Annotated in this window: 14 protein-coding genes; 5 read left to right on the top strand and 9 right to left on the bottom strand. The window is 52.2% G+C overall.

Translation table 11 applies throughout. The features are described from left to right. Positions 1 to 50: 50 nt before the first annotated feature. A complete protein-coding gene (locus QLH52_RS02955; RefSeq protein WP_319960493.1) occupies positions 51 to 3,962 on the bottom strand; it encodes an FAD/FMN-binding oxidoreductase in 3,912 nt (1,303 codons plus the stop codon). Positions 3,963 to 4,429: 467 nt separating this feature from the next. Here QLH52_RS02955 and QLH52_RS02950 point away from each other — a divergent pair, with 467 nt between their 5' ends. Then, a complete protein-coding gene (locus tag QLH52_RS02950; protein WP_319960492.1) occupies positions 4,430 to 5,203 on the top strand; it encodes a VWA domain-containing protein in 774 nt (257 codons plus the stop codon). A gap of 186 nt (positions 5,204 to 5,389) precedes the next feature. Here the strand turns inward: QLH52_RS02950 and QLH52_RS02945 are convergent, their stop codons facing one another. After that, entirely contained in the window at positions 5,390 to 7,057 is a 1,668-nt protein-coding gene (locus tag QLH52_RS02945) for a serine/threonine-protein kinase (protein ID WP_319960491.1), read from the bottom strand. Between the two features lie 315 nt (positions 7,058 to 7,372). Here QLH52_RS02945 and QLH52_RS02940 point away from each other — a divergent pair, with 315 nt between their 5' ends. The 4 genes from QLH52_RS02940 to QLH52_RS02925 all read left to right on the top strand — a co-directional run bounded on the left by QLH52_RS02940 (position 7,373) and on the right by QLH52_RS02925 (position 13,915). Continuing rightward, entirely contained in the window at positions 7,373 to 9,121 is a 1,749-nt protein-coding gene (locus tag QLH52_RS02940; protein WP_319960490.1) for a DVUA0089 family protein, read from the top strand. A gap of 118 nt (positions 9,122 to 9,239) precedes the next feature. Next, positions 9,240 to 10,031 (top strand): alpha/beta fold hydrolase, encoded by a 792-nt coding sequence (locus QLH52_RS02935; RefSeq protein WP_319960489.1) that lies wholly within the window; start codon positions 9,240 to 9,242, stop codon positions 10,029 to 10,031. A gap of 67 nt (positions 10,032 to 10,098) precedes the next feature. Next, on the top strand, positions 10,099 to 12,360 hold the full coding sequence (locus tag QLH52_RS02930) for a caspase family protein (protein WP_319960488.1): 2,262 nt from the start codon (positions 10,099 to 10,101) through the stop codon (positions 12,358 to 12,360). Positions 12,361 to 12,631: 271 nt separating this feature from the next. After that, positions 12,632 to 13,915, top strand: coding sequence for an ImmA/IrrE family metallo-endopeptidase (locus QLH52_RS02925; RefSeq protein WP_171696439.1), 1,284 nt, complete (start codon positions 12,632 to 12,634; stop codon positions 13,913 to 13,915). A gap of 508 nt (positions 13,916 to 14,423) precedes the next feature. Here QLH52_RS02925 and QLH52_RS02920 read toward each other — a convergent pair. The 7 genes from QLH52_RS02920 to QLH52_RS02890 all read right to left on the bottom strand — a co-directional run bounded on the left by QLH52_RS02920 (position 14,424) and on the right by QLH52_RS02890 (position 22,360). Next, positions 14,424 to 15,797, bottom strand: a complete 1,374-nt coding sequence (locus tag QLH52_RS02920; RefSeq protein ID WP_319960487.1) for a hypothetical protein — start codon at positions 15,795 to 15,797, stop codon at positions 14,424 to 14,426. Between the two features lie 661 nt (positions 15,798 to 16,458). After that, positions 16,459 to 17,208, bottom strand: coding sequence for a PEP-CTERM/exosortase system-associated acyltransferase (locus QLH52_RS02915; RefSeq protein ID WP_033157138.1), 750 nt, complete (start codon positions 17,206 to 17,208; stop codon positions 16,459 to 16,461). Between the two features lie 375 nt (positions 17,209 to 17,583). After that, a complete protein-coding gene (locus tag QLH52_RS02910; RefSeq protein WP_319960486.1) occupies positions 17,584 to 18,537 on the bottom strand; it encodes a glycosyltransferase family 2 protein in 954 nt (317 codons plus the stop codon). Beyond that, complete coding sequence (locus QLH52_RS02905) at positions 18,530 to 19,732, bottom strand: glycosyltransferase family 4 protein (protein WP_319960485.1); 1,203 nt, start codon at positions 19,730 to 19,732, stop codon at positions 18,530 to 18,532. The genes QLH52_RS02910 and QLH52_RS02905 overlap by 8 nt, the downstream gene beginning before the upstream one ends. A 22-nt stretch (positions 19,733 to 19,754) precedes the next feature. Further along, positions 19,755 to 20,624 (bottom strand): glycosyltransferase family 2 protein, encoded by an 870-nt coding sequence (locus QLH52_RS02900; protein WP_319960484.1) that lies wholly within the window; start codon positions 20,622 to 20,624, stop codon positions 19,755 to 19,757. Further along, on the bottom strand, positions 20,621 to 21,412 hold the full coding sequence (locus QLH52_RS02895) for a glycosyltransferase family 2 protein (RefSeq protein WP_319960483.1): 792 nt from the start codon (positions 21,410 to 21,412) through the stop codon (positions 20,621 to 20,623). The genes QLH52_RS02900 and QLH52_RS02895 overlap by 4 nt, the downstream gene beginning before the upstream one ends. Positions 21,413 to 21,415: 3 nt before the next feature. Further along, complete coding sequence (locus QLH52_RS02890; protein WP_319960482.1) at positions 21,416 to 22,360, bottom strand: class I SAM-dependent methyltransferase; 945 nt, start codon at positions 22,358 to 22,360, stop codon at positions 21,416 to 21,418. Positions 22,361 to 22,370: the final 10 nt, after the last annotated feature.

Raw genomic sequence — 22,370 nt, 5'->3', positions numbered from 1 at the left:
TATAGCAAAGCCGACTGAAATATCAGTCGGCCGCCCTCAACAATATTCCCCTACACTAAAACCCGCTCAACACCGCCCTTGCTCACCCGATCCAAATAACCGGTCATCCAGTTTTCACCCAGCACATGCTTGGCGATTTCCACGACGATGTAATCGACTTCCATTTGCTCGACTTCGTCTTCGAACCGCTGTAAACCTTGCATGCACGAGGGACAAGAGGTCAACATCTTCACCGCGCCGTCGTAGCCGTCTGACCGTAATTTAGCCGTGTCCTTCTGCAATTCTTCCGCCTTGCGAAAACGAATCTGCGTGGAAATATCCGGCCGCGCCACCGCCAAAGTGCCCGACTCGCCGCAACAGCGCTCTGATTTCGCAACCGGCGCACCGATCAACTGATTGACCACTTTGATCGGATCTTGCTGCTTGAACGGACTATGACACGGGTCGTGATAGAGATAACGCGCGCCATTCACGCCTTCCAACCGCACGCCTTTTTCCAGCAGATATTCGTGAATATCGATCAGGCGGCAACCGGGAAATATTTTCTCGAATTCATAATCCTGCAACTGGTCCTGGCAAGTACCGCAGCTGACCACCACGGTCTTAATATCCAGATAATTCAAGGTATTGGCTACCCGGTGGAACAACACCCGGTTGTCAGTGGTAATTTTCTGCGCCTTATCAAACTGCCCGCCGGCGCGTTGCGGATAGCCGCAACACAAATAGCCAGGGGGCAGCACAGTTTGCACACCAATCTCGTACAACATCGCCTGGGTCGCCAATCCAACCTGCGAAAACAAGCGTTCGGAACCGCAACCCGGAAAATAAAAGACGGCTTCGGAATCGGTGCGGGTTTTGGCATGATCGCGAATAATGGGCACGATTTGCCCGTCTTCGATGTCCAGTAACGCCCGCGCGGTTTTGGTCGGTAAATCGCCAGGCATTTTCCGATTCATGAAATGAATCACCTGCTCGCGCACCGGCGGCTTGCCGACCGTGGCAGGCGGCTGCGCGATCTGCGCTTTGCTCCACGGTTTTAACAGCGTATTGCCGATGCGTTGCGCCTTGTAGGTCCAATCAATCATCGCCGTGCGCATCGCCTTAACCGTATTCGGACTGGACGCAGTCAAGAAAGCAATCGCCATGGTCTTGGCCGGGTTGAAACTTTGCTTGCCCATCTTGCGCAACAGATTGCGCATATTCATCGATACATCGCCAAAATCGATGTCCACCGGACAAGGATTGAAGCATTTGTGGCAGACCGTACAATGGTCGGCGACGTCTTCGAACTCCTTCCAATGGGTAATCGAAATCCCGCGCCGGGTTTGTTCTTCGTACAAAAACGCTTCGATCAATAATGAAGTCGCCAAAATCTTATTGCGCGGCGAATACAACAAATTGGCCGGCGGCACATGCGTGGCGCAGACCGGTTTGCATTTGCCGCAGCGTAAACAGTCTTTCACCGAATCGGAAATCGCGCCAATATCGCTTTGCTGCATGATCAAGGACTCAAAACCCATCAAACTAAACGACGTGGTATAAGCCGAACGCAAATCGGCACCCGGCATCAACTTGCCGCGATTAAAACGCCCTTCCGGATCGATGCGGTTTTTATAGGCATGAAAATCCGCCAACTCGTCCTCGGTCAAGAATTCGTATTTGGTGATGCCGATACCATGTTCGCCGGAAATCGCCCCGCCCAATGAACGCGCCAGGGCCATGATCCGCGCCACGGCGGCATTGGCTTCTTGCAGCATTTCGTAATGATCGGAGTTGACCGGCAGATTGGTATGCACGTTGCCGTCACCGGCGTGCATGTGCAGAGCCACGAATACGCGACCGCGCAGCACCTCTTTATGCAAAGCCTCGATGCGCTCGACGATGGGCCGGAAATTATCGCCTTCGAAAATTTCCCGCAAGCGTGGCAGCAATTCCAGCTTCCACGACACCCGTAACGAATAATCCTGCAAGCGATGAAACAAAATCGGCTCGACGGCACGATTGCTCAGTTCGCCGGCCTGGATACCTTGTGACGCGAAGGCTTTTTCGGCTTCGGCCAACGGCAAATCCAAATTATCGTAAATCCATTGCCAGCGCTGCTTTACCGTGTCTACCGCATCCAACGCCAAGGCCCGACGCTCGTCCAACAATTCGGCTTTATTCACGCCTTCTTCGTAGGCTCTAAGCGGCAAGTCGCCGCCCAGCAGTTCAATTAAGGCACTGCATAAGCGCAATTTATTATTCAGTGACAATTCGATGTTGATGCGCTCGATGCCGTCGCAATAATCGCCCATGCGCGGCAGCGGAATCACCACGTCTTCGTTGATTTTGAAGGCATTGGTATGCCGTGCAATCGCTGCGGTGCGGCCGCGATCCAGCCAGAATTTCTTGCGGGTTTCCGGGTTCACGGCGATAAAGCCCTCGGCACCGCGCGCATTACATATGCGCACCACTTCGGACGCCGCCATCGCGACTTGGTTTTCATCGTCGCCGACGATGTCACCGATTAAAACCATTTTCGGCCGGCCATGGCGCTTGGCTTTAGTGGCATAACCGACTGCTTTCACGTAGCGTTCGTCCAGATGTTCCAGACCGGCCAGCATCACCCGGCTAGCGCCCTCTTTCGGCAAATCCGCCAGATAATCGCGTATTTCGACGATAGAAGGCACCGCCTCGCGTACCTGCCCGAAAAACTCCAGGCAAAACGTTCGGCTGACAGGCGGCATTTCGTGCAGAATCCAGCGTGCGGAGGTGATAATGCCGTCGCAACCTTCTTTTTGAATCCCCGGCAGACCGCCGAGAAACTTGTCGGTGACATCCTTGCCCAGCCCCGTCTTGCGGAAAAAGCTGCCGGAAATTTCCAGCGTTTCCTCACCCAGCAATTGCTTACCGCTGGCATCGAAACGTTTCAGCAAAAACCCGGCTTTGTCTTGTTCGTGGATCTTGCCTAGATTGTGATTCAGCCGCTCGACTTCCAACCAATTGCCGTCCGGCGTCACCATCCGCCAGGAGACCAGATTGTCCAACGCGGTTCCCCATAGCACGGCTTTCTTACCGCCGGCGTTCATCGCGATATTGCCGCCGATGCAGGACGCATCCGCAGACGTTGGATCGCAGGCGAACACCAAACCGGCCTGTTCGGCGGTTTCCATTACCCGCCGGGTGACGACGCCGGCGCCGGTGTAAATCGTCGCATACGAACACTCCACGCCCGGTAATAGCGTATGTCGCTCGACCGCCCCCATCACCAACAGCTTTTCGGTGTTGATCACCGCAGAATAAGCATTGAGCGGCACCGCACCACCCGTGTAACCGGTACCACCGCCGCGTGGGATGATGGTCAAGCCCAGTTCGATACAGCCGCGCACCAAATGCCCGACTTCATCTTCCGATGTGGGATACAGCACCACGAACGGATATTCCACCCGCCAGTCGGTGGCATCGGTAACGTGACTAACTCTGGCAAAGCCGTCGAAGCTGATATTATCTTTACGAGTGTACTGCGACAACAACGTCAGCACGCTGCGGCGCAGTTGCGCAGTGCGTTCGAAATGCGCTTCGAATTCATTCACCGCCTGATGGGCCGCGGCGATCAATTGTCCCACGCGCTCGGCCCGCTCGGCGTGCTGGCTTTCCAACTCGGTTTGTCGGCCTTCCATCTGCCCCAAACGATGCCGCAAGGCTTGCAGCAAGGCGCGCCGCCGCTTGGCGTTATCGAGCAGATCGTCTTCGAGATAGGGGTTGCGCTGCACCGCCCAAATATCGCCCAACACTTCGTAAAGCATCCGTGCGGAACGCCCGGTGATCCGCTCGTCGCGGAGCGACTCAAGCACCCACCACATGTCTTCGCCCAGCAGGCGAATTACGATCTCGCGATCGGAAAACGAGGTGTAGTTATAAGGAATTTCCCGCAGTCGCGCGGGCGTTGCATCATCGGATACTGGGAATAATTGAGAAGCCACTGGTAATCGGCGAATAGGAAGTCATAATGCGCCGAATTCTAGCATGTCATCCGCGCCAACCCCTTAAATATCCACCTGCACCAGGAGGCCACCGATCATCAAAAAAACCACCTGTTTGCCAATTTACTAATTTGCCTTGCAACCGGCACGGCAAGTCTTTTATTTATTTCAAAACAACAAATTGAAAACCATCGAACTTCCGGTCTTGAAATCTAAAACCAATCGATAGTCCGCCCCCTAAAATAGTGTCGATTTTTTTTACAAAAAAAATACGTCGAACAATCCGTTCAAGTGCAAATTATTGAAAATAATAAGGTGGCCCAATACTTGCTTTTTATGAATTGCTTTCCCCCAACTAAGAGACACTACCTAGCAATCGGGACTCGTCCAACGAAAACGCTTTGCCAGGTAAAAACGCTCCGAACTGCTGGGGAGTTAACTTGAATGGAACACTTTTTGGAGATCACATGAGAAAAATCCGCAAACTCACTTTGGCTGCGTCAATGGCGGCTACCTTCGCACTAAGCGCATTTGCGTCCAGCTCAGCCAATGCCGGCACCATCCAACTTGGCTTTATTCTCGACGAATCAGGCAGCATTGGCTCATCAAACTGGAATATCATCAAAGCTGGATTATCCAACGCTGTTAATAATTTGATTCCGCTGAACAGCAACTATGAAATCTCTGTCGTGACATTTAGCAGCTCTGCGACCGCGGACATTCAAAACTTCCTCGTCACAGACGCGGCCAGCCGCACATCACTGGCCACGAGTATCGCCAACCTAGGTTATAGTGGTGGCGGCACAAACTTTACAGCGGCATTCGACACCATGCGAACCACTCTGGCGGCGTCTACTTTGAATATCGATTTTTCTTACGTAAATTTTGCAACAGACGGAGTCACAAGCAACGAAGCAACCGCAATTACCGCGCGCAATAATTTGATTGCTGCCGGCGTGGATAACATCAGTATCGAAGGCATTGGTAGCGGGGTGGATACTGCCTATCTGCAAAACAGCATTTGCTACCCGGGTCCTTGCGACACAACCTCACCTTACAATTTCCCAACTCAAGGCTTTTACATTGGCGTTGCTAACGCGACTGCTTACGCAGCCGCGATTGAAAACAAAATTCGCGTTGTGACCCAACCAAATAATACTGTACCCGAACCAGCAAGCTTGGCCTTGACCGGGCTGGGCTTGTTTGGCATCGCCATGTCTCGCCGCCGTAAAGCTGCATAATCAACACTAAGCTGCGCTTTCATCCTGCTAAACTCGGTCACAGACCGGCTTTAGCAGGCTTAGCCGCGACAAATAGCCCAATCAGAATTACTTGCAGAATTATCTGCTGATAATCTGCGTAAACACACCTCTTCCCCCAGATTCACCGCTCTTTGAAAATCCCTCCGCAAAGATCGGAAAACTAAATCAATTAAACCTGAGCTTATCTCGCAAACTCTGTAAGCCCTTGTGCACAGGGTTGACTTCCAAACCTTCCTGTACTTTTTTCAAAGCCTCCGAGCGGTCGTTCTTTTCGTAAAACTCCCACGCCTGCTGTTCCAGCGTATCGGCAATTTTATTGATGCCATCCATGGCCGCTTTGTTGTATGGATCAATTTTCAAAACTTCCTGATAAGCCCAGAACGCATTGCTGCCGGTCGGCGCGGTGAGGTAACCGACATCAAAATGAATATCCGCCAATTCCAGCAAATCCTTAATTTTTTGGTTTTGCTCCGGATTGAGCTCAACAGCGACCTTTACCACTTCGGTAGCGGTTTGCTTTTCATTGAGAGTCCAATAGACGTTCAACCCGATCAAACAAGCCAGCAACACACCCGTTGACCACAGTCCGTAATAGACCGACGTATGCGGTCCGATAGCCGCTAAAAATTCGTCGATAGTGGCGCAGCGATCCTCCTGCCTAAAAGCCAGAGCCTTTTGCAATCCTTTCCATTGCCGGCGTTTAAGCTGCGCAATGGGTTTGGGCTGTAGATTGACCTCCGTGGCCTTTTCCGCCGATAACCGGCCAAACGGATGCTTGCCGCTCAACAGTTCGTAAGTGATGCAAGCCAAGGCATAAATATCGTCGCGCGGATCGGGATCGCTATTTTGCAGTTGCTCCAAACTGGCATAGGCTGGAGTCATAGCGCCCAGCGACCGCGCATTAAAAATCGTCGCGTCGTGACCGTCTGTTTCGCTGCGGCCAATGGCGCAAGCAATCCCGAAATCCAGCACCCTGATTTCGCCGTCGTCGCTGACAAACACATTCCCCGGTTTAAAGTCGGAATGCACGATATTTTTCTTATGCGCATGCGCCAAGGCTTCTGCCATCGCACTGATGATAGGCCAGGCTTTTTTGAAGGGTAATCCGCTGTCGACATGCTCGCGTATCAGATGACTGAGCGGCCTACCCTGCAGGTATTCCATCGACATAAACACGTGCGTGCCGTCCCGATCAAAATCGTAGACTTTAATAATATTGGGGTGAGACAGGGTTTGCGCGCGCTTGGTCTCCCGCTGCAAAGCCACCAGCGCCATCGGATTGAATTGAAAATCCTGGTTTAACACCTTTAAAGCGACGAAAGGCTCTTTATCCGAGGCCTCTACTTTGCGCAAGTCGGTGGCTTTAAACACCATACCCATGCCGCCCACCCCGAGCAACTCTTCGAGCACAAAACGACCTTTCAAGGTACTCCCGACTGTCAGCTCGGCGCGCGGCTGCGAGGGATCCAAGCCTTGCAGCAAGGATTCGGTCGTCAGGGTAGGTGTTTGCGTAGCGGGTGAAACCGGCAGTATCGTCGTCGCCGTAGCCGGCGCCGAAACTATGCTGGTTGCATCGTCTGGAGCGGAGACCCGTGAAGGCGCCATTTGGGTTTGGTCGTCGACAAACCGGGTTTCGTCTTGCATGACCGATTGCAAACCGCGATAAACATCCGCGCCAATGTTTCCGCTCCGATATTCGTTTTCCAAAAATTGCCGAGCCGCATCTAAAACCGGTTCGGGTTCCGCGCTTAACGCGGCCGCTACGGCCAATAAATCTTCATAGGCTAGTTGAGCCTGCTGAAAGGCTTTCAATGCGAGCTCAAATCTGGACATGGCAAACGACAGTCAGGGAAAGTGTAAGGATTTTAGCCGAAGAGCTTGTTCGTGTCGCTGCAATTGCCCTTGATGGTCTAAAAACCGCCAAGCCCCAAAATCGACCGGGATAAATCCCGTCCAGGTCCGACAAATTCTCGCCACCGCTGCATTTGAGCTCTCCCAAACCCGACGGTCATCAGAAATTTACTGACCACGCTTCAATAAGAAAAAGCGCGATTGGCCGACACCGAATCTCCAGAAAAATTTAATTACTATTGAAAACATCAACATGCATCTATAATAAGTTGCAAAAATTATTTGGAATAAATGCTCATGAAATCACTGTTTTTTTTTGAACTATTCTGCTCTAAAACCGCTGTTGCACGATTGAACAAACGGCAATCCCTAACCGCAGGCTCGTTAGTGACGTTGCTGCTGGCGTCGCCACTCGCGGCAGGCGTGGAATTCGCGAGCGGCACATTCAATTTAACCGGCTCCGGGGCGGGATCGGTGGGCTACCTGCCCTTCTCGCTATCACAAACCACACTGGTCGATATTGCCACCAGCGGCCCCACAACGGACCCCTATATTTTCCTGCTGAGCGGCACCGGCAATTTTACCAGCCTCTCCGTACTCACTCAGAACGACGACGGTTGTAACCAAATAGACTGCGGCGCGGCGGGCGTTTCTCCGAATTTTAACTCGCTGATTAACGACTACCCCTTGAGCCCCGGCAGCTATACTGTCGCGCTGGCAAACTACCCGTTTGCATCAACCGACGCTATCGCGGGTTCCAATATAAACAGCGACACGGGCAATGTGTTACTGATAGTCGGCGACTCGGGACTGATCATTCCCGGCACCGGCACCGGCTCGGGCAGTGCAAGATTGATTAGCTATGCCGGCAGCGGTGGCGCAGTCATTTCCCAATCGCAAATTATCGAATCCACCTCCAACGCCAGCGCGACCTCTCTGGCAATTAATAGCTTGTGCGCCTCACCCACCAGCAGTGCTGTTATCAGCGACTGCGCCAGAATCGCCGGCCTGGGCGCGGCTGCCAAAGCCGATGTTATCGATCAAATCACCCCTGAAGAGATCAATACGATTGCAGCCACCACGGTTGCCACTTCGCGAGCGAATTTCAGCAGCGTGATGGACCGCATCGCCACCTTGCGCGCCGGCAATGCGGGCGGCATCAACCTGGGCGGTACCAAAATCGGCGGCGGCAGCGGCGATGAACTACCGGAAATATTTCAACGCCTGGGCCTATACGGCAATATCGACGGCAGTTTTGGTAGCCGGAACCGCACTGCCAACGAACAGGGTTACAGCTTCGACAATCAAGGTGTCACGGTCGGTGCGGATTATGCGTTCACCGATAATTTTTTTGTGGGGGTGGCCTTTAATAACGCTCACAACAAAGCCGATTTCAACAACCGCGCCGGCCAACTTTATACCGCAGCCTATACCGGCTCGCTATACAGCACTTTGAATATTCAGGATTTCTATATCGACGCGCTGGCCAGTGTCGGCGGCATCGATTACGAATCCGAGCGGGCAATGAGCTTTTTCAACACCTCGGCAAAAGGCAGCACCTCGGGCATGCAGTATGCCTCCAGCTTGGGCGCGGGTTATAACTACCACATCGACAAGGTAGTGGTCGGACCTTATATCGGTTTCGACTACGCCAAAACCGAAGTGGACGGCTACCGCGAAACAGGTGGCTCCAGCTTCGGCACCAGCTACGGCAAACAAAACATAGAATCCATGCTGACCAAAGCCGGCGCCAGGGCTTCGTATGCCTGGAGCTTGCCTTGGGGCGTGATCGTGCCGCAAGTCAATGCCGAATGGGTACATGAATCCAGCTATAACGCCCAAGTCAGCGTCGTGCGCTTCGTGCAAAACAATGCCGGCTTTAATATCCGTTCCGACAATCCGGACCGCGATTTCATGCAATTGGGATTTAACGTGGCCGGCCAATTTGCCGACGGCATGTCCGCTTTCGTGGCCTACAACACCATCATCGACCGGGCAAACGTTTCAAACCACGCTTTCTCCAGCGGCTTGCGGCTGTCGTTTTAAACAACCTGGCAAACGGTCGATTGCCGGACGACCAAGCTTCCTGACCACGCTGCAAGCCCCGCAAGCAGCGTGGTCTATTCAAAATCGCCTGTACCTCATGCCTGTCAAGCGGCTACATTTGCTGATTAAACTGAGTCTGCTGCTTTTCCTGGCAGCTTGCAGTACCCCGGCCATGCGCCTACATGAGCAAGCCACGGCATTCGGCTTTCAGGCCTTGGAGTCTGAAGCCGCCGGATTCAAACTGACATCGTTTACCCACTTACCACCATCCGCCGGTAAACGCCTGCATGTTTATCTCGAAGGTGATGGTCGCCCTTGGGAACGTGGACTGTTTCCAGCCTCTGACCCCACTACCCGCACAGCTACCGTTCTGTCATTAATGGCTTCCGACCCCGAGCCAGCTTTATACCTGGGACGGCCATGCTACAACGGCCACGCCGGCGACCCCGGCTGCTCGCAAAGCTTGTGGACCGGCGCCCGCTATAGCGAAAGCGTGGTAGCGGCTATGACCCAAGCATTAACACAGTTCTGCACGCTAAACGGTTACAGCGAAGTGGTGTTGATCGGCCACAGCGGCGGCGGCACGTTGGCACTATTGATAGCCGAGCGCTTGCCGCAAACCGTCGTGTTGGTGACTCTGGCGGGGAATTACGACATCGATATTTGGGCCGATCATCACGGCTACCAGCGTTTGCATGACTCATTAAACCCGGCTAAGCGCGCCGTCAAACCCGGCATCGCGGAATGGCATCTGCTGGGCCAGCGCGATAACAACATTCCGCCGGCATTATTCCAACAAGCCCTGGAGCAACGCCCCAACAGCCACGTACAAATCGTCGATGCCGATCACGGCCATGGCTGGCAAGACATTTGGCCGCATATGCTAAAACGCCTGGACCACCTGCCCTAGCCATTTGCGGGCTAGCGGATTTCTGCTATGGTTGCCGGATAAAATCAATCATTCGAGGCGGCACACCATGGCGACACAAAGAGTATTGAACCGTACGCTGGCATTGGCAATTGGCGGCATTTTAATGTCCGCCTGCGCCCGCGACGTCAGCCAGGAGGAAATGGCCAAGGCCACCGAAGGCTATATCGTGGCCGACACCAGCAAACTGTTTGTCGTCGATTGCCTACTGCCCGGACAGGTACGCAAGCTAGGCTCGCAAATGACTTATCTCAGCGCCCGCCGCCCCATCCGCACGACCGCTGCCGATTGTGAAGTCCGCGGCGGCGAATATGTCGCTTACGACCGCGCCAATTACGCCAGCGCCTTAAATATCTGGCTACCCAAAGCCCAGGAAGGCGATGCCGCCGCCCAACTGTATGTCGGCGAAATTTTCGAAAAAGGCCTGGGAACGCCAGCCGACTACAAAGCCGCCGCGCAGTGGTACGAAAAAGCCGCCAATCAAGGTAACTCGCAAGCACAATTGAACTTGGGCCATCTTTACGAAAAAGGTCTGGGCGTTACAGAAGACAAGGAAACCGCGCTGCGCTGGTATCGCAAATCGGCCGGCCTGGAAGACGCCGGTATCCAGTTCGCGCCCGCCGTCAACGCCCAAGCCATCGCCAACAGCGAAGAATTGGCCACCTTGCGCAGCGAAGTAGCCGAATCCCGCCGGGAAGCGGAACAACTGCGCGAGCAATTGCAAAGCACCCGCCAGCAAACCCTGGATCAACAAGAGAGTTTGCGTAAGGCTCAAGACGAGCTGGAAGCCTTGCGTAACAAACTACAACAACAAAAATCCACCACGCCCGGCGGCTCCAGCGACATCGAATCGCTGGAAAAACAATTGCGCGAAAAGGAAAGCCAATTAAAAGACCAACAAGCCAAATTGGGCAGCTTGACGCAATCTCTCAGCCAGGAAAGACAGCGTATGAAACGCGAACTGGAAGCGGCGCGCCAGCAAAGCCCCAGCGCTAAAGCTGTCGAAAGTAAAACCAACGACATCGAAAACAAGCTCAACGAAAAAATCGAAACCTACCAAAAACAATCTGCCGAACTGACCGGCTGGCTGACCTCACAGGACAAACTGGACAGAAATCAAATAGATTTGCGCAAGCAGGCCTTGCAACAGCAAGCCAAGGAGATTGCCGCGCTGAAAGAAAAATTACAGCAACAATCATCCAACGTGGTGGCTTCGGGCAACGGTCCGAATATCGAATTGCTGGAACCCGCCGTCACCGTCACTCGGGGTATTCCCAGCATTCAATTTGGCTTGGGCGAGAGCAGCAAACGCATCGTCGGCAAAATCGATGCGGCGACCGGCCTGAGCCGCTTGCTGTTGAACGACAAAGCGATAAAAGTCGATGCTAACGGCCGTTTTGAAACCGATGTTAGCTTGAAAGGCGACGAAACCTTGGTGCGCATCGTTGCCACCGACAAACGCAATCAAAGCAGCGACTTGAGCCTGCGCCTGCTGGCGTCCGGCAATGCGGCCGAGGAGGTATTCCCAAGCAGCAATAGCAGTGAAATCAAGCGCTCGGGTGACATTCAATTCGGCAAATTCTACGCAATCATCATCGGCAATAACGAGTACGGCGCTTATCCGTCACTAAAAACACCCATCGCCGACGCGAAAAGCCTGGAACTATTGTTACGCGAGCGCTACGGGTTTAAAACCAAATTGCTGATCAATGCCAATCGGCACACGATCATGTCGGCGTTCAACGAACTGAATCAAAAACTCACCGAACAGGATAATTTGCTGGTTTATTACGCCGGCCACGGCGAGATCGACAAGAAAAGTCAGACCGCCTATTGGCTGCCGGTCGATTCGGAAACCGGCAATAGCGCCAACTGGATTTCCAGCCAAAGCATCACCGAATTTTTGAGCATCATGCCGGCCAAGCACATTATGGTAGTGGCCGATTCCTGCTACTCCGGCGCGTTGACCGGTTCGGCGGTGGCCAAATTGCCGGAAGGTATGGACGATGCCAAGCGCGAACGCTGGTTAAAAGCCATGAACAGCCGCAAAGCCCGCACCGTGCTGACTTCCGGCGGGGTGAAACCGGTTATGGACCAGGGTGGCGGTGACCATTCGGTGTTCGCCAATGCGTTTTTGAAAGTATTGCGCGGCAACAAACGCATCATTGAAGATTACGACATCTTCCGGGATGTCGCCAATCAAGTACGTGCATCGGCGGCTCGCGGCGGTTTCGAACAAATGCCACAATACGCCCCCTTACAGCACGCAGGCCACGAAGGCAGCCCGTTCTTTTTTGTGCCGGAAGTTTAGGCGGATTGGCTATTCAGACTGGAAACCACCATCTATTCCGATGAATGGTCGGCCACTAAACTCGATAGGATTATGCGGGTAGTGATTTAGGTTTTTGGAAGTCACGAACTGTCACAGCCGACCCGTTGCGGCCTATCATTTCTCCGTCGAGTAATATACAAAAGGAAGATCATATGCAGATCAATAAATTATCGTGCCGGAGAGCGTTTTTCGGTAGCTATACGGAAACTATCTAATTCCTTGTTGGGCTGGCAAGGGAAACTGAGAACTCATGGATACAACGAAGAAGGGCGATAAACTCGAAGATCAGGTTTTCGAAGTATTTGAAAGCCAGATTGCCGAGGACTGCTTTTTTTCGAAACGCGAATTTTGTAAGATTTTTCGGAAGAAAGGGTATTACTCGAAAGATCGAGAGAAGAACATAATCTTTGACGTTTCTATCGAAGTAACACTTCCGGGACAAGAATGTTATTCATTGTTGTTTCTTATCGAATGTAAAAACTATGGTCACAGCGTACCCGTTGACGACGCAGAGGAGTTTTTTACTAAAATACAACAAATATCGGGTGCGGGTGCTAAAGGAATTATTGTATCTACAAATTCTTTTCAAGATGGAGCCTTCAAATTCTCTAGGTCAAAAGGGATTGGCCTGCTTAGGTATTTTAGTAAAGAGCGGCTGGAATGGGTGCTTACCCGTTCTCCGTCAAGTATGGCGTCAAGTTCGATTGCTTCATCGGAACGGTCCAATAGTTATCAAGCTCTCCATGATGAGACTTTCGGTAGCAGGTATTTTGATTTTTATGGTTGTGTAAACGATACATATACAGTTTCATCAAACCAATTTTTTTCCTCTTTAGCTCGAACCGACGCTGATCCAGATTTCCTCAAAGCGCTTGCAGCAGTTGAGCAATCAACGAAGGAATCTCGCTTGTGCGTGCCATATCTGGAGAGGGAAGAGGTAGAAAGTCGGGCTGTTGCCATTCTTTCTGAAATAGAGTACGTGTCAGGCGTTGTCTCAATTAACTCTATTTGTGATTACCTAAAAGTAAATTCGACGCTTGTTGTGAAGACAAACGCAAACCTACCCAGCGGAGTCCTCGGCCAGATTGCGTTTGGACCAGACATTATTTCCATCGACAATGATCAGGCGTCAACAAACGAACGAACTCGGTTTACACTAGCTCATGAGCTAGGTCACTATCTGTTGGAGCATGGCAAGTTTATGGCGCGAGAAAGTTGCCATGAAGAAGATATAGCCATTGATGATTTCGATGCCATCGACTTAAAAGATATTCGCCGTTTGGAGTGGCAAGCAAATTACTTTGCCTCATGCTTGTTATTGCCAAAAGAACAATTTGAGAAAGAGGTATTTTGGCAAGCACAGAGATATGAGCTCTCTGATCGCGGGTTCGGGTTGCTGTATTTAGATGACCAGCGATGCAATATCGATACATTTCATAAAGTAACAGCTCCTCTGATGAAAATGTTCCAGGTTTCGCGAACCGTAGTAAAGCTGCGGCTAATCAAGCTTGGGTTTCTCAATGAAGCCAGATAGATACCGTTTTAACCCCGTTCATGCAAGCGAAAAATCAGGATCAAAAGGTTTCCCGGATTTCAAGATAGCGAAAGCCAGGTGAATGAGCTTACGCATGGCGGCGCAGCAAGTAGCCTCGATGGAATCGAGGAGTCGAAGGCCAACACCCTTAAAATTTGGCGAGGTTAGTCTGATGACGGATGGTCAACACTCTCGATTCCGCTAACGCTGCATCAACGCTACGCAAGACCTGGGTCATAGGATGTGCTGAACAGTGTGAAGCGTATCGTTCGCGATTAGTGCGGTTCGTAACTCACCCTACACCCGCTTTTGCTGGACATTTACCATTGAAAGTTTCGTTCCTTGAGGCAAGGTGAGTTTTGGCCGATCACTGCCAACGGTGGGCTTCGATTTGGAGTACCTGCAGTTTAGAATCAGGAATCGTTGGCGGATTTATTGGAATACGCAGACAGATTGATCAGCCGGACAAACAACGCTCACCCGGCTGATGTTTAAACAGCGGAAACTATCATTTCCACTTTTTAAGCAGCCCTTTTAACCCGGCAGGCTTGGCGGGCTCGACTGCGGCAACTGCTTCGGGAATCGGCTCGGGTTCCGATGCTACCGGCTCAGGCGCAACGGCAGGCTCTGCCGATTTTTTACCGAATAAACCTTTCAGCTTACCGCCAACGCCGGCGGCCGGTTCTTTGATCGCTTCCGCGGCAGTTTCCGCGATTTCCACCACATTTTCCTTAAGTTCAGCGGCCGCCTCCACGACAGGTGCGGCGACCTCTTCCAACTCTTCCCGGATAGCCTCGGCAGCAACTTCTGTCTGTGTTCCCAGCTTTTGATCCAACTTGGCCATTTGCTGCATGGTGTTGTTCAACATTTGCTTGAACTTGCCGAAACCGCCGCTTTTTTCGGCCAATTTATCAACGGACGACTGTTTCGCCGGTGCCGGCTCGGCAACTACAGGTTTCGGATTATCTACAACCTGCGCAATTTCACGCTCCACTGGCTTTGGCGGCTCTAAAGGCGCCTGAATCACAACAGGTTCAGCAACAACAGCCGGCGAGGGATGGATAACGGCGGGAGCTTCGTTGATAACTACTTTGGGCTCGGGTTGAGATACCGGCTGCGAGTACACAGGCGCAGGCGCGGCCGAATGTTTGGCCGAGTCAGCGTAACGTGCCAGTTCGGCTTGATGTTTTGCCTGGGCTTCCGCCAGCAGTTTTTCCGCGTTGGCTTGTTCGCGTTCGCGCAGAATTTTTTGCTCTTCCACCGCCAACTCCAGTTTATTCAACTGTTCGGTTTGCGATTCCAAACGTAATTGGAGCGGCCCCAATAGCGCGTCTTTTTCAGCGACTTTGGAGGTTTCCGCCCACAGGGCCAGTTGCAGCTCGGTTTTACCTTGTTGTTCGGCTTTAAAGCGTTCGGTAATTTGCGCGGTAAGCGCGAAATAGCGTGGCCACAATTCGGTCGATTGCAGATCGTTAGCAGCCGGTAAGGCCGGCTCGGTCAATTCAAAACTGGTGGCCAAGGTTTTGACGCTGTCGATTACCTGCCGATTTGCCTGTACCAGTTTTTCTTCCAGACTGGCAGCCCGTTGCGTTTCATTATCAGCAATGGCTTTGGCAGCTTCCAGCTGCTCGGTATTGGCAGTCAATTGCTCTTGCAAGGCTTGCTGTTGCTGTTGCGCCGCATCGAAATCGGCTTGCAAGGCAAGACGCGCTTTTAAATTGATGGCATTGGTTTTTTTTAAAAAATAAATCCTGATACTGTAAAACATTGCCGTCAGCAACCACACGGCAAGCGCTAAAGCGCCGGCATATTCCTGGTTTTCCAGCGTAAATCGATACCAATCCGACAGTATGCTTTGAATCATGGGCAAATAAGCTTCCATAAATAATCCTGGCTAATATAGTTTTTATAATAATGACGTAGGTTTCCGACCCGGAACAGCAGATAGCTAAGCTGAGACAGACGAAAGCCAGTATATCAGTTTGACTCTGCAACTTTACCGTAAGCTGCTGGAATAGGACAGAAAAACGCCCACCAAAAAAACGGCTGCACAGTGTCTGCAACGGTGGCCGGCAGCCTTGGCAAATTCAAAATGGATTGTTTATGTCCGGGCTCTATCTTATGTAGATTCCCGGTACGGCTGGACCTGAGGCATCAAGTTTTCGGTTTGAGGCGCGTGGTTCTTTTGGGCTGGCGCTAATTAAACAGCTCAAGCCTACTCGGTCTGGCTTTAGAGGAACGGGGAAAGTAAAGGCTTAACGACGAGCCGCGACCTAATGGCTTTCAGAAGAGGGAAGTTTCCGGGAATAAGCGGCGCGGGGGGTTTAAACAACGCAGACACGCCCGCTGCCGCATGACTTAGGGCTGTTTTCGCGCTATGGTGTACGGCATCAATACCGACACTAGCAGCTTACTCCAATCCGGCAGCCGCACCGCCCAGATTTAATAGATCGCCAGCGCAAACCGGGCTTTTTTTGGATGCGATAAAGTTGCCCTGCAAACCGCTTAGTATCTGAAACTGGGCATGATCGCGCGCCGATACTTTAAGCTCTTTGCCGCTTAGCCACCGATTGCTCTAGCAGTTCTGAATATTTGCGGTAATCCAACTGATAATCTTTTTGCCACAAAGGATTGGCAAGAATATGCTCAACATCCAATGCATAAGGAATACGCTGACCGCGATGGTCGCAGGCGCCGCCTACCTGTTGCATTTCAAACCCCTCTTTCTTAACCGCGTAAGCCAAAGACGGCGTTACCAATATGTACCACTGTTTAATATCGTTCCGCGCCGAGTAGACAACCGCCGCCCGATACAAACCCCACATAATGCTGCGAGTCTGATTTTTAATGGTATGCAGATAACGGATGTTACCGCTGTCCTTGGCAACTTGTTCAGCGTCTTGCTCCTGTTGCGGAAAAGCCCTCGGTGCAAAGCGTCTGGCTTCTCTCAATACGCAGAGGCGGGATATTTCTATGGATTGTTGGTATTGCTGAGGGGTTATAGGCTGGTCGGGAACGCACTTGGCTTCGAAAGGGAAAACGGCTTGGTTCTGATAAACCAAGCGTAACGCGCCCAACCATTGCCCGGTGTATCGGTGCCGAACCATGAAATGCACGGAATGGCGGTCCCATTCGTCGAACTCCATTTGTTCCGGAAAATTTTCTTTGTCCTCATACCCCATTTCGTCGCAATAAACTTGGTATCTGAGGTTGTAATGAATGCGTTTGCTTTCAGGCGTGTCAGCTAAAAAAACCTCAAAACAACTATCAAATGAATGCTTTTCAGAAATCAAGATGAAACTCCATAACGTAATTAATCAAATTCCCTAAACATCCGGGCACTACTCTTCAAACTCAAAGAATTGATAACAAATGTTGCTGTTATCCCCGCTCTATCGGTGAAAGACCCTGTCGGTCTTTTGCACATCCAACCTTGTATTTTTTTCCGAATTTTTGCTGAACCATACCGGCGCGACGCCTACGTACAATAAACAAAAAAAACCGGTTCTGACCGGAAAAACACAATGTTGGTTAGGAATCTACAGAGTCAAGATGAAGAAAAACTGTAATTTAGATTAGGATAAGATGAAGATTGGATTAATTTTAGAACCAGTTTTGCCGTTATTCCGCGGAAATACTGGCTTAGTCGTCATGAGGAAATCATCGATTTACGATCTGCCGTTAAGGCTATTTTCAGAAATAGCGCCCGCCCAATAAGCTTTATGCAAACTAAAGCGTCTGTTCAAGCTCTGCGGCATTCTAGCGTGCATCCCCCCGCCCATTTTATAGCCCAGCCATTTCAGACCGGTGCGCAAACAGGCCGAAGGCAGCAGCCAGGGCGCATTTTTCAATAGATACTTCAACTCCGACACGACAAAACGCCAGCCTTCGCCGGAAGCACCGCCAAAGGTCTGCTGCAACCAAGGCGTATGAGCGTGAAAAACGCCAATATCGAAATAGCGCTTAAATTCGTCGGCAAATCCGTAATCGTGGGAATGAAACACAGCGGCATCGCCGCAATAAGCCACTTTCCAGCCGTTTAGCAACATCTTGCCGACCACAAAAGTATCTTCGTTCATGATGGTATTCAGCGGAAACCCGCCCACTCCCAACAACGCACTGCGCCGGTACGCGGCAAACGAATTGGAAATAAACACGGTCTTGATGCCGAATTGCGCCTTATCCTGCAAGCCGCGCAACTGGCTTTGCGGCGGATAATTGAATAAACGGGCGTGGGCACCGATAGGCCCGGCATTGCGGTGTGGCAATTGCCGGCCGTAAGCCGCGCCGACGCTGTCGTCTGTAAATGCCGCCAGTAAGTTTTCGATGGCTTCTGGCTCGGCCAGCAAGGCATCCTGAGTCAAAAACACCAGAATATCGGCATCCGCCAGCCGGTTCACGCCAAATTGCCGGGTGCCGCCGTGATTAAACTCGGACTTGGCTATCACTTGCACCTCAAAACCCGCGTCGCGAGCCAAAGCCACTGTGTGGTCGGCGGATGAGGAATCTATCAGCAGCCAATAATCAGGCTTCACAGTTTGTGCGGCAAAGGCTTGTAACCACGATTCCCAAAGCTCGCCGGCATTCAGAGTCGGCACGATCAGACCCACTTTTTTATTCATAAGACGAACCTTCTATTAAGGACTGCGGCAATTTAACGTGATCGGCTTTTGTCATCACTTTCCAGACTTTATCGCCTAATTTAACCGGGTCCAGCTGCTGTTCGACATATTCACGGCTACGCAGCGCCATGTCTTGCCAAGTCGCTTGAGTCACCACTTGCGTTTGCCGCAACACCGCACAAACCGAAGCCTCATTGCGCTCGAACACCAAACCGGCGCCATACATTGCCAAATGATCCCAAGCCAAACCTTTCGCGACCAGCACCGGTCGACCGGCTGCCATGGCCTCCGCAACCACATTGCCAAAATTTTCGCGCATACCGCCGGTTTCTTCCAAACCGGACGGCAACACCAGGAAATGACTGTCGGCCAACAACTGCTTCACTTCGGCAACCGGCAAATAGCCTTTGTAACTGATTGCACCTTCTGCTTGTGCCAACAAGGCTTGAAATTCTTCAAAATAAGCACCATCGACACTGCGGCCGGCGACCACCAAACGGTCATTTGGCCGGCGCGTTTTTAACCAAGCCCGGATAAACGCATTGATGCCTTTTTCTTGCTGCACATGACCCAGAAAACACAATTGAGTGCCCTCGCCTCCCGGATAGCCGGCGACTTGAAACTCGCGACTGTCGATACCGTTGGGTACCAATAAAACCTTGGCGTCCGGCCCCAACACGTCGGTGACGCCCACCGCTTCGGTATCGCTGGTGCAATGCACCGCAATGGCCCGGCGCAAGGTCGGAAACGTCAGCCACTTATAAAACAACCATTTATGCGGCTTCTGCCGTCGAATCAGCGCCACATGTTCCGGCATCAAACCGCCGTGTACCGCTACCATAAAAGGCCGGCGCAGCAATACGCAAAACAGTGCCGCCAGCGTGGAAGGCCAGGTGGCAATGCCGTGGATATAGATCCGGGGTGCCTGCCAACAGAGCTTGAAAATCTTTGGCATGGCGCCCAAACCAAAGCCCCAGCGTCGAAAGCTGTAACAGCGGTACAGCCTGACATCGACTTGCTTGCCCAGCTTGACATCCTCGGCGCGCAAGCGACCGTCTATCGACTCGTCGGCGGCGACCAGCGCCATGTTGTGGCCGCGCTCCGCCCAAGCTTTGGTCAACACGCCACAAGTGACCGATACGCCGCCATAGCCTTTGGCCGGCGGCACATGCGTCGTGACAATACCTACATCCATTTCATTTCTCCTGAAACAGTCTTTAAATACATTTTTCCGATTTGCCGTAGGTCAAAAACCCGCGCCAGATTCCGACCAGGTTGTAAAACGAATACGCCAGTTTTTGCGGATTGACGGTGAGCAGCGCCAAAGCCATTTTCAACACCGGCGCGACCATCATCTTGCGGACGATGTAATACCAAATGAACACATCATGCTGATTGGTAAACTTGCGGATATAAGCGCCGATGCCGGTGGAATACATCAACATCCTGGCCGTGCCAAGTGTGTAATGATCCTTGTTAGCGTGAAAAATCTTGATCTCCGGCGTGTAAAACGCATTGCCGCCGGCGCGCAGCAAGCGGTACAGCAGCTCAAAACCTTCGGCACCGGAATATTTGGAACCGATGCCAAAATCGTGATCCAGATGAAACTGCTGCCTATCGACCCGTTGCAGATCAAAAAACTGAGTAAACTCCACGCCCATCATCCGAAAGCGATTGAAATAGCCGGCTTTGTGGCTATTTACGCCAATGCTGAACCGGGTCGCGGAAAAGTCGTAGGAACCTGCCACCAGAATGGCCAAATCTGCGCGCTGCTTAAATTCCGCGACCACTTTTTCCAACACATCCTGGTCATAGGCACAATCGTCGTCGGGAAACGCGACGATGCGGCCTTGCGCCAAACCGATACCGTAATCCCTGGCCCGGGCGTTGCCGGTGAATTGCACTTTGACATGCTTGATGTCCATCAACGCTCGGTAAGAGTCCAAAATGGCGTCGATCTTGCCGTCGCGATTTTGATCGATAACGATCAGCTCGAAGTTTTTATAGGTCTGAAACAGCAGCGATTTCAAAAAATCCAAGACTTCCGCGTCCCTGCCCAAGGTTGCCAACACCAACGAAATTTTCATACCGCACTCCTCGCCCAGTTACCGGCTTTTGCTTGCAAATAAATCGTGGCTTCGTACCAAGTAAACATCAGCGCAAACTCCAACCCTGCCGCACCATCCAAAAAACCACCGCGTAACAAATAGTGATAAACAAACCGCGCCAGCACGCGCAGCCAGGAGCGTCCCAGCAAAACACTTAAGCGGCCGCGCGTGGTCATCACCGCCCCGGCGGTGGGTTGCAATTGCACTTCCTGCGCAGCCTTACCGACGTGCTTGTGCATCCACTCGATAATTTCGCCGTGGTAAAAATAATGCTCGTAAGGAATATCGGAATAGCCTATCCGGCAGCTATCCAACACCGCTTCGCCATGCCCGGTGTGGTTGCGTACAAACCGGGTAGTCTCGCGGCGCACCAGTCGGGGGTGATAAATGGGATAACCGGGCGCTTGGTTCAAGCGTTTGCCACGCAGATACAACACCGAAGGCACCATCAACACGTCGATACTGTGAGTTTCGGATAATTTAGCTTCAAACCAGTCGTAAAAGGCCTGCGGATAAATTTCGTCGGCATCGACGAACAAAATCCACGGCGTGTCTATGCCGCATTGACGAATCGCGAAATTGCGTTGCTCTGCAAAACCCGGCCAGGGGTTACGATGAATCGCGCAGCCCCGCTCTTGGGCAATTGTTAGCGTGTTATCGGTACTGCCGGAGTCGACAATCGCGATGGGGTAGCGTTCGGGGATACCGGCCAAACAGCGCGGCAGATTGGCTTCCTCGTTTTGGGTCAGAATAACGACGGTCAACATGGCTTATCGCTTCACCGCGTAGACGTTCAGGTAAATGCCCAAACCCAAGGTATCCATTAACCCAGCAAACGGTATTTGCGCATACTTCACCAAGGTGTCGGCCAGCTTGGCCAGGCTGCCGGTCAGGCCCAAGCGCCTGGATAGCGCGTTGTACTGAATCCGGGTGACTTGCTCGGTTTTAACCACCCGCAAGCCGTGCCGCTCCAACAAACTTTTCAGACCTTTTTCGGTAAAGTAATTGACGTGTTCCGGCACCCACAAGCAGGCGTTCTCCTTGGTACCCAGCAGTTTGACCAAAAACGACGCATAGTTAGGCACCGCACAGGCCAGCACGCCGCCGCTCTCCAGCAGATCGGCCACTTTGGCAATAGTGCGGTCCGGTTCGAGTATGTGTTCCAACACTTGCGACATCACTACCACGCCAAATACCTGCTCGGGCTGATACTGCTCGAACATGATCGGTAACGGTTCGTCGCCGTTTAAGTCCTGGAACACCCGGTTTTCATACTGGCCGGGATTGATGCTGACGGTGCGATAACCCAACAAGCGCAGGGCGCGGGTATAAAAGCCAAACCCGGAACCAATGTCCAAAGCCCGGTGATTGCCGGATTTGTTCAACTGGTCGGCTTGCAGCGCCATGCGCTTGGCATCGACGGTGCAGTTAGGAAACGCCGCCTCGCGGCCCATCACTTCGTCCAGCGTAATCGCTTGCGTCAACGCCTGCCCGGAGTATTGATAGATGGCTTGCAACCATTGCCGATGCGGCGGTTGATTCAAAAATCCGGTACCACAACAGGCACAGCGGTAAATCCGGAAGGCTTTTCTGCTGGCGCTATCGGTATACAGATAGTCTTTTTCCCGCCAAAAACCGATTTTTTCCGCGCCGCAAGCTACGCAGGCGCGCAGCACTTCGCCATAGATTTCTGTTGTCATTGTTGCGTATGTCATCGTGTTCACC

Source organism: Methylomonas defluvii, from assembly GCF_033949435.1.
In the GTDB taxonomy this organism is placed as follows: domain Bacteria; phylum Pseudomonadota; class Gammaproteobacteria; order Methylococcales; family Methylomonadaceae; genus Methylomonas; species Methylomonas defluvii.
The sequence above is the reverse complement of the archived record's forward strand: the minus strand, read 5'-3'. Positions and strand labels throughout refer to the sequence as shown.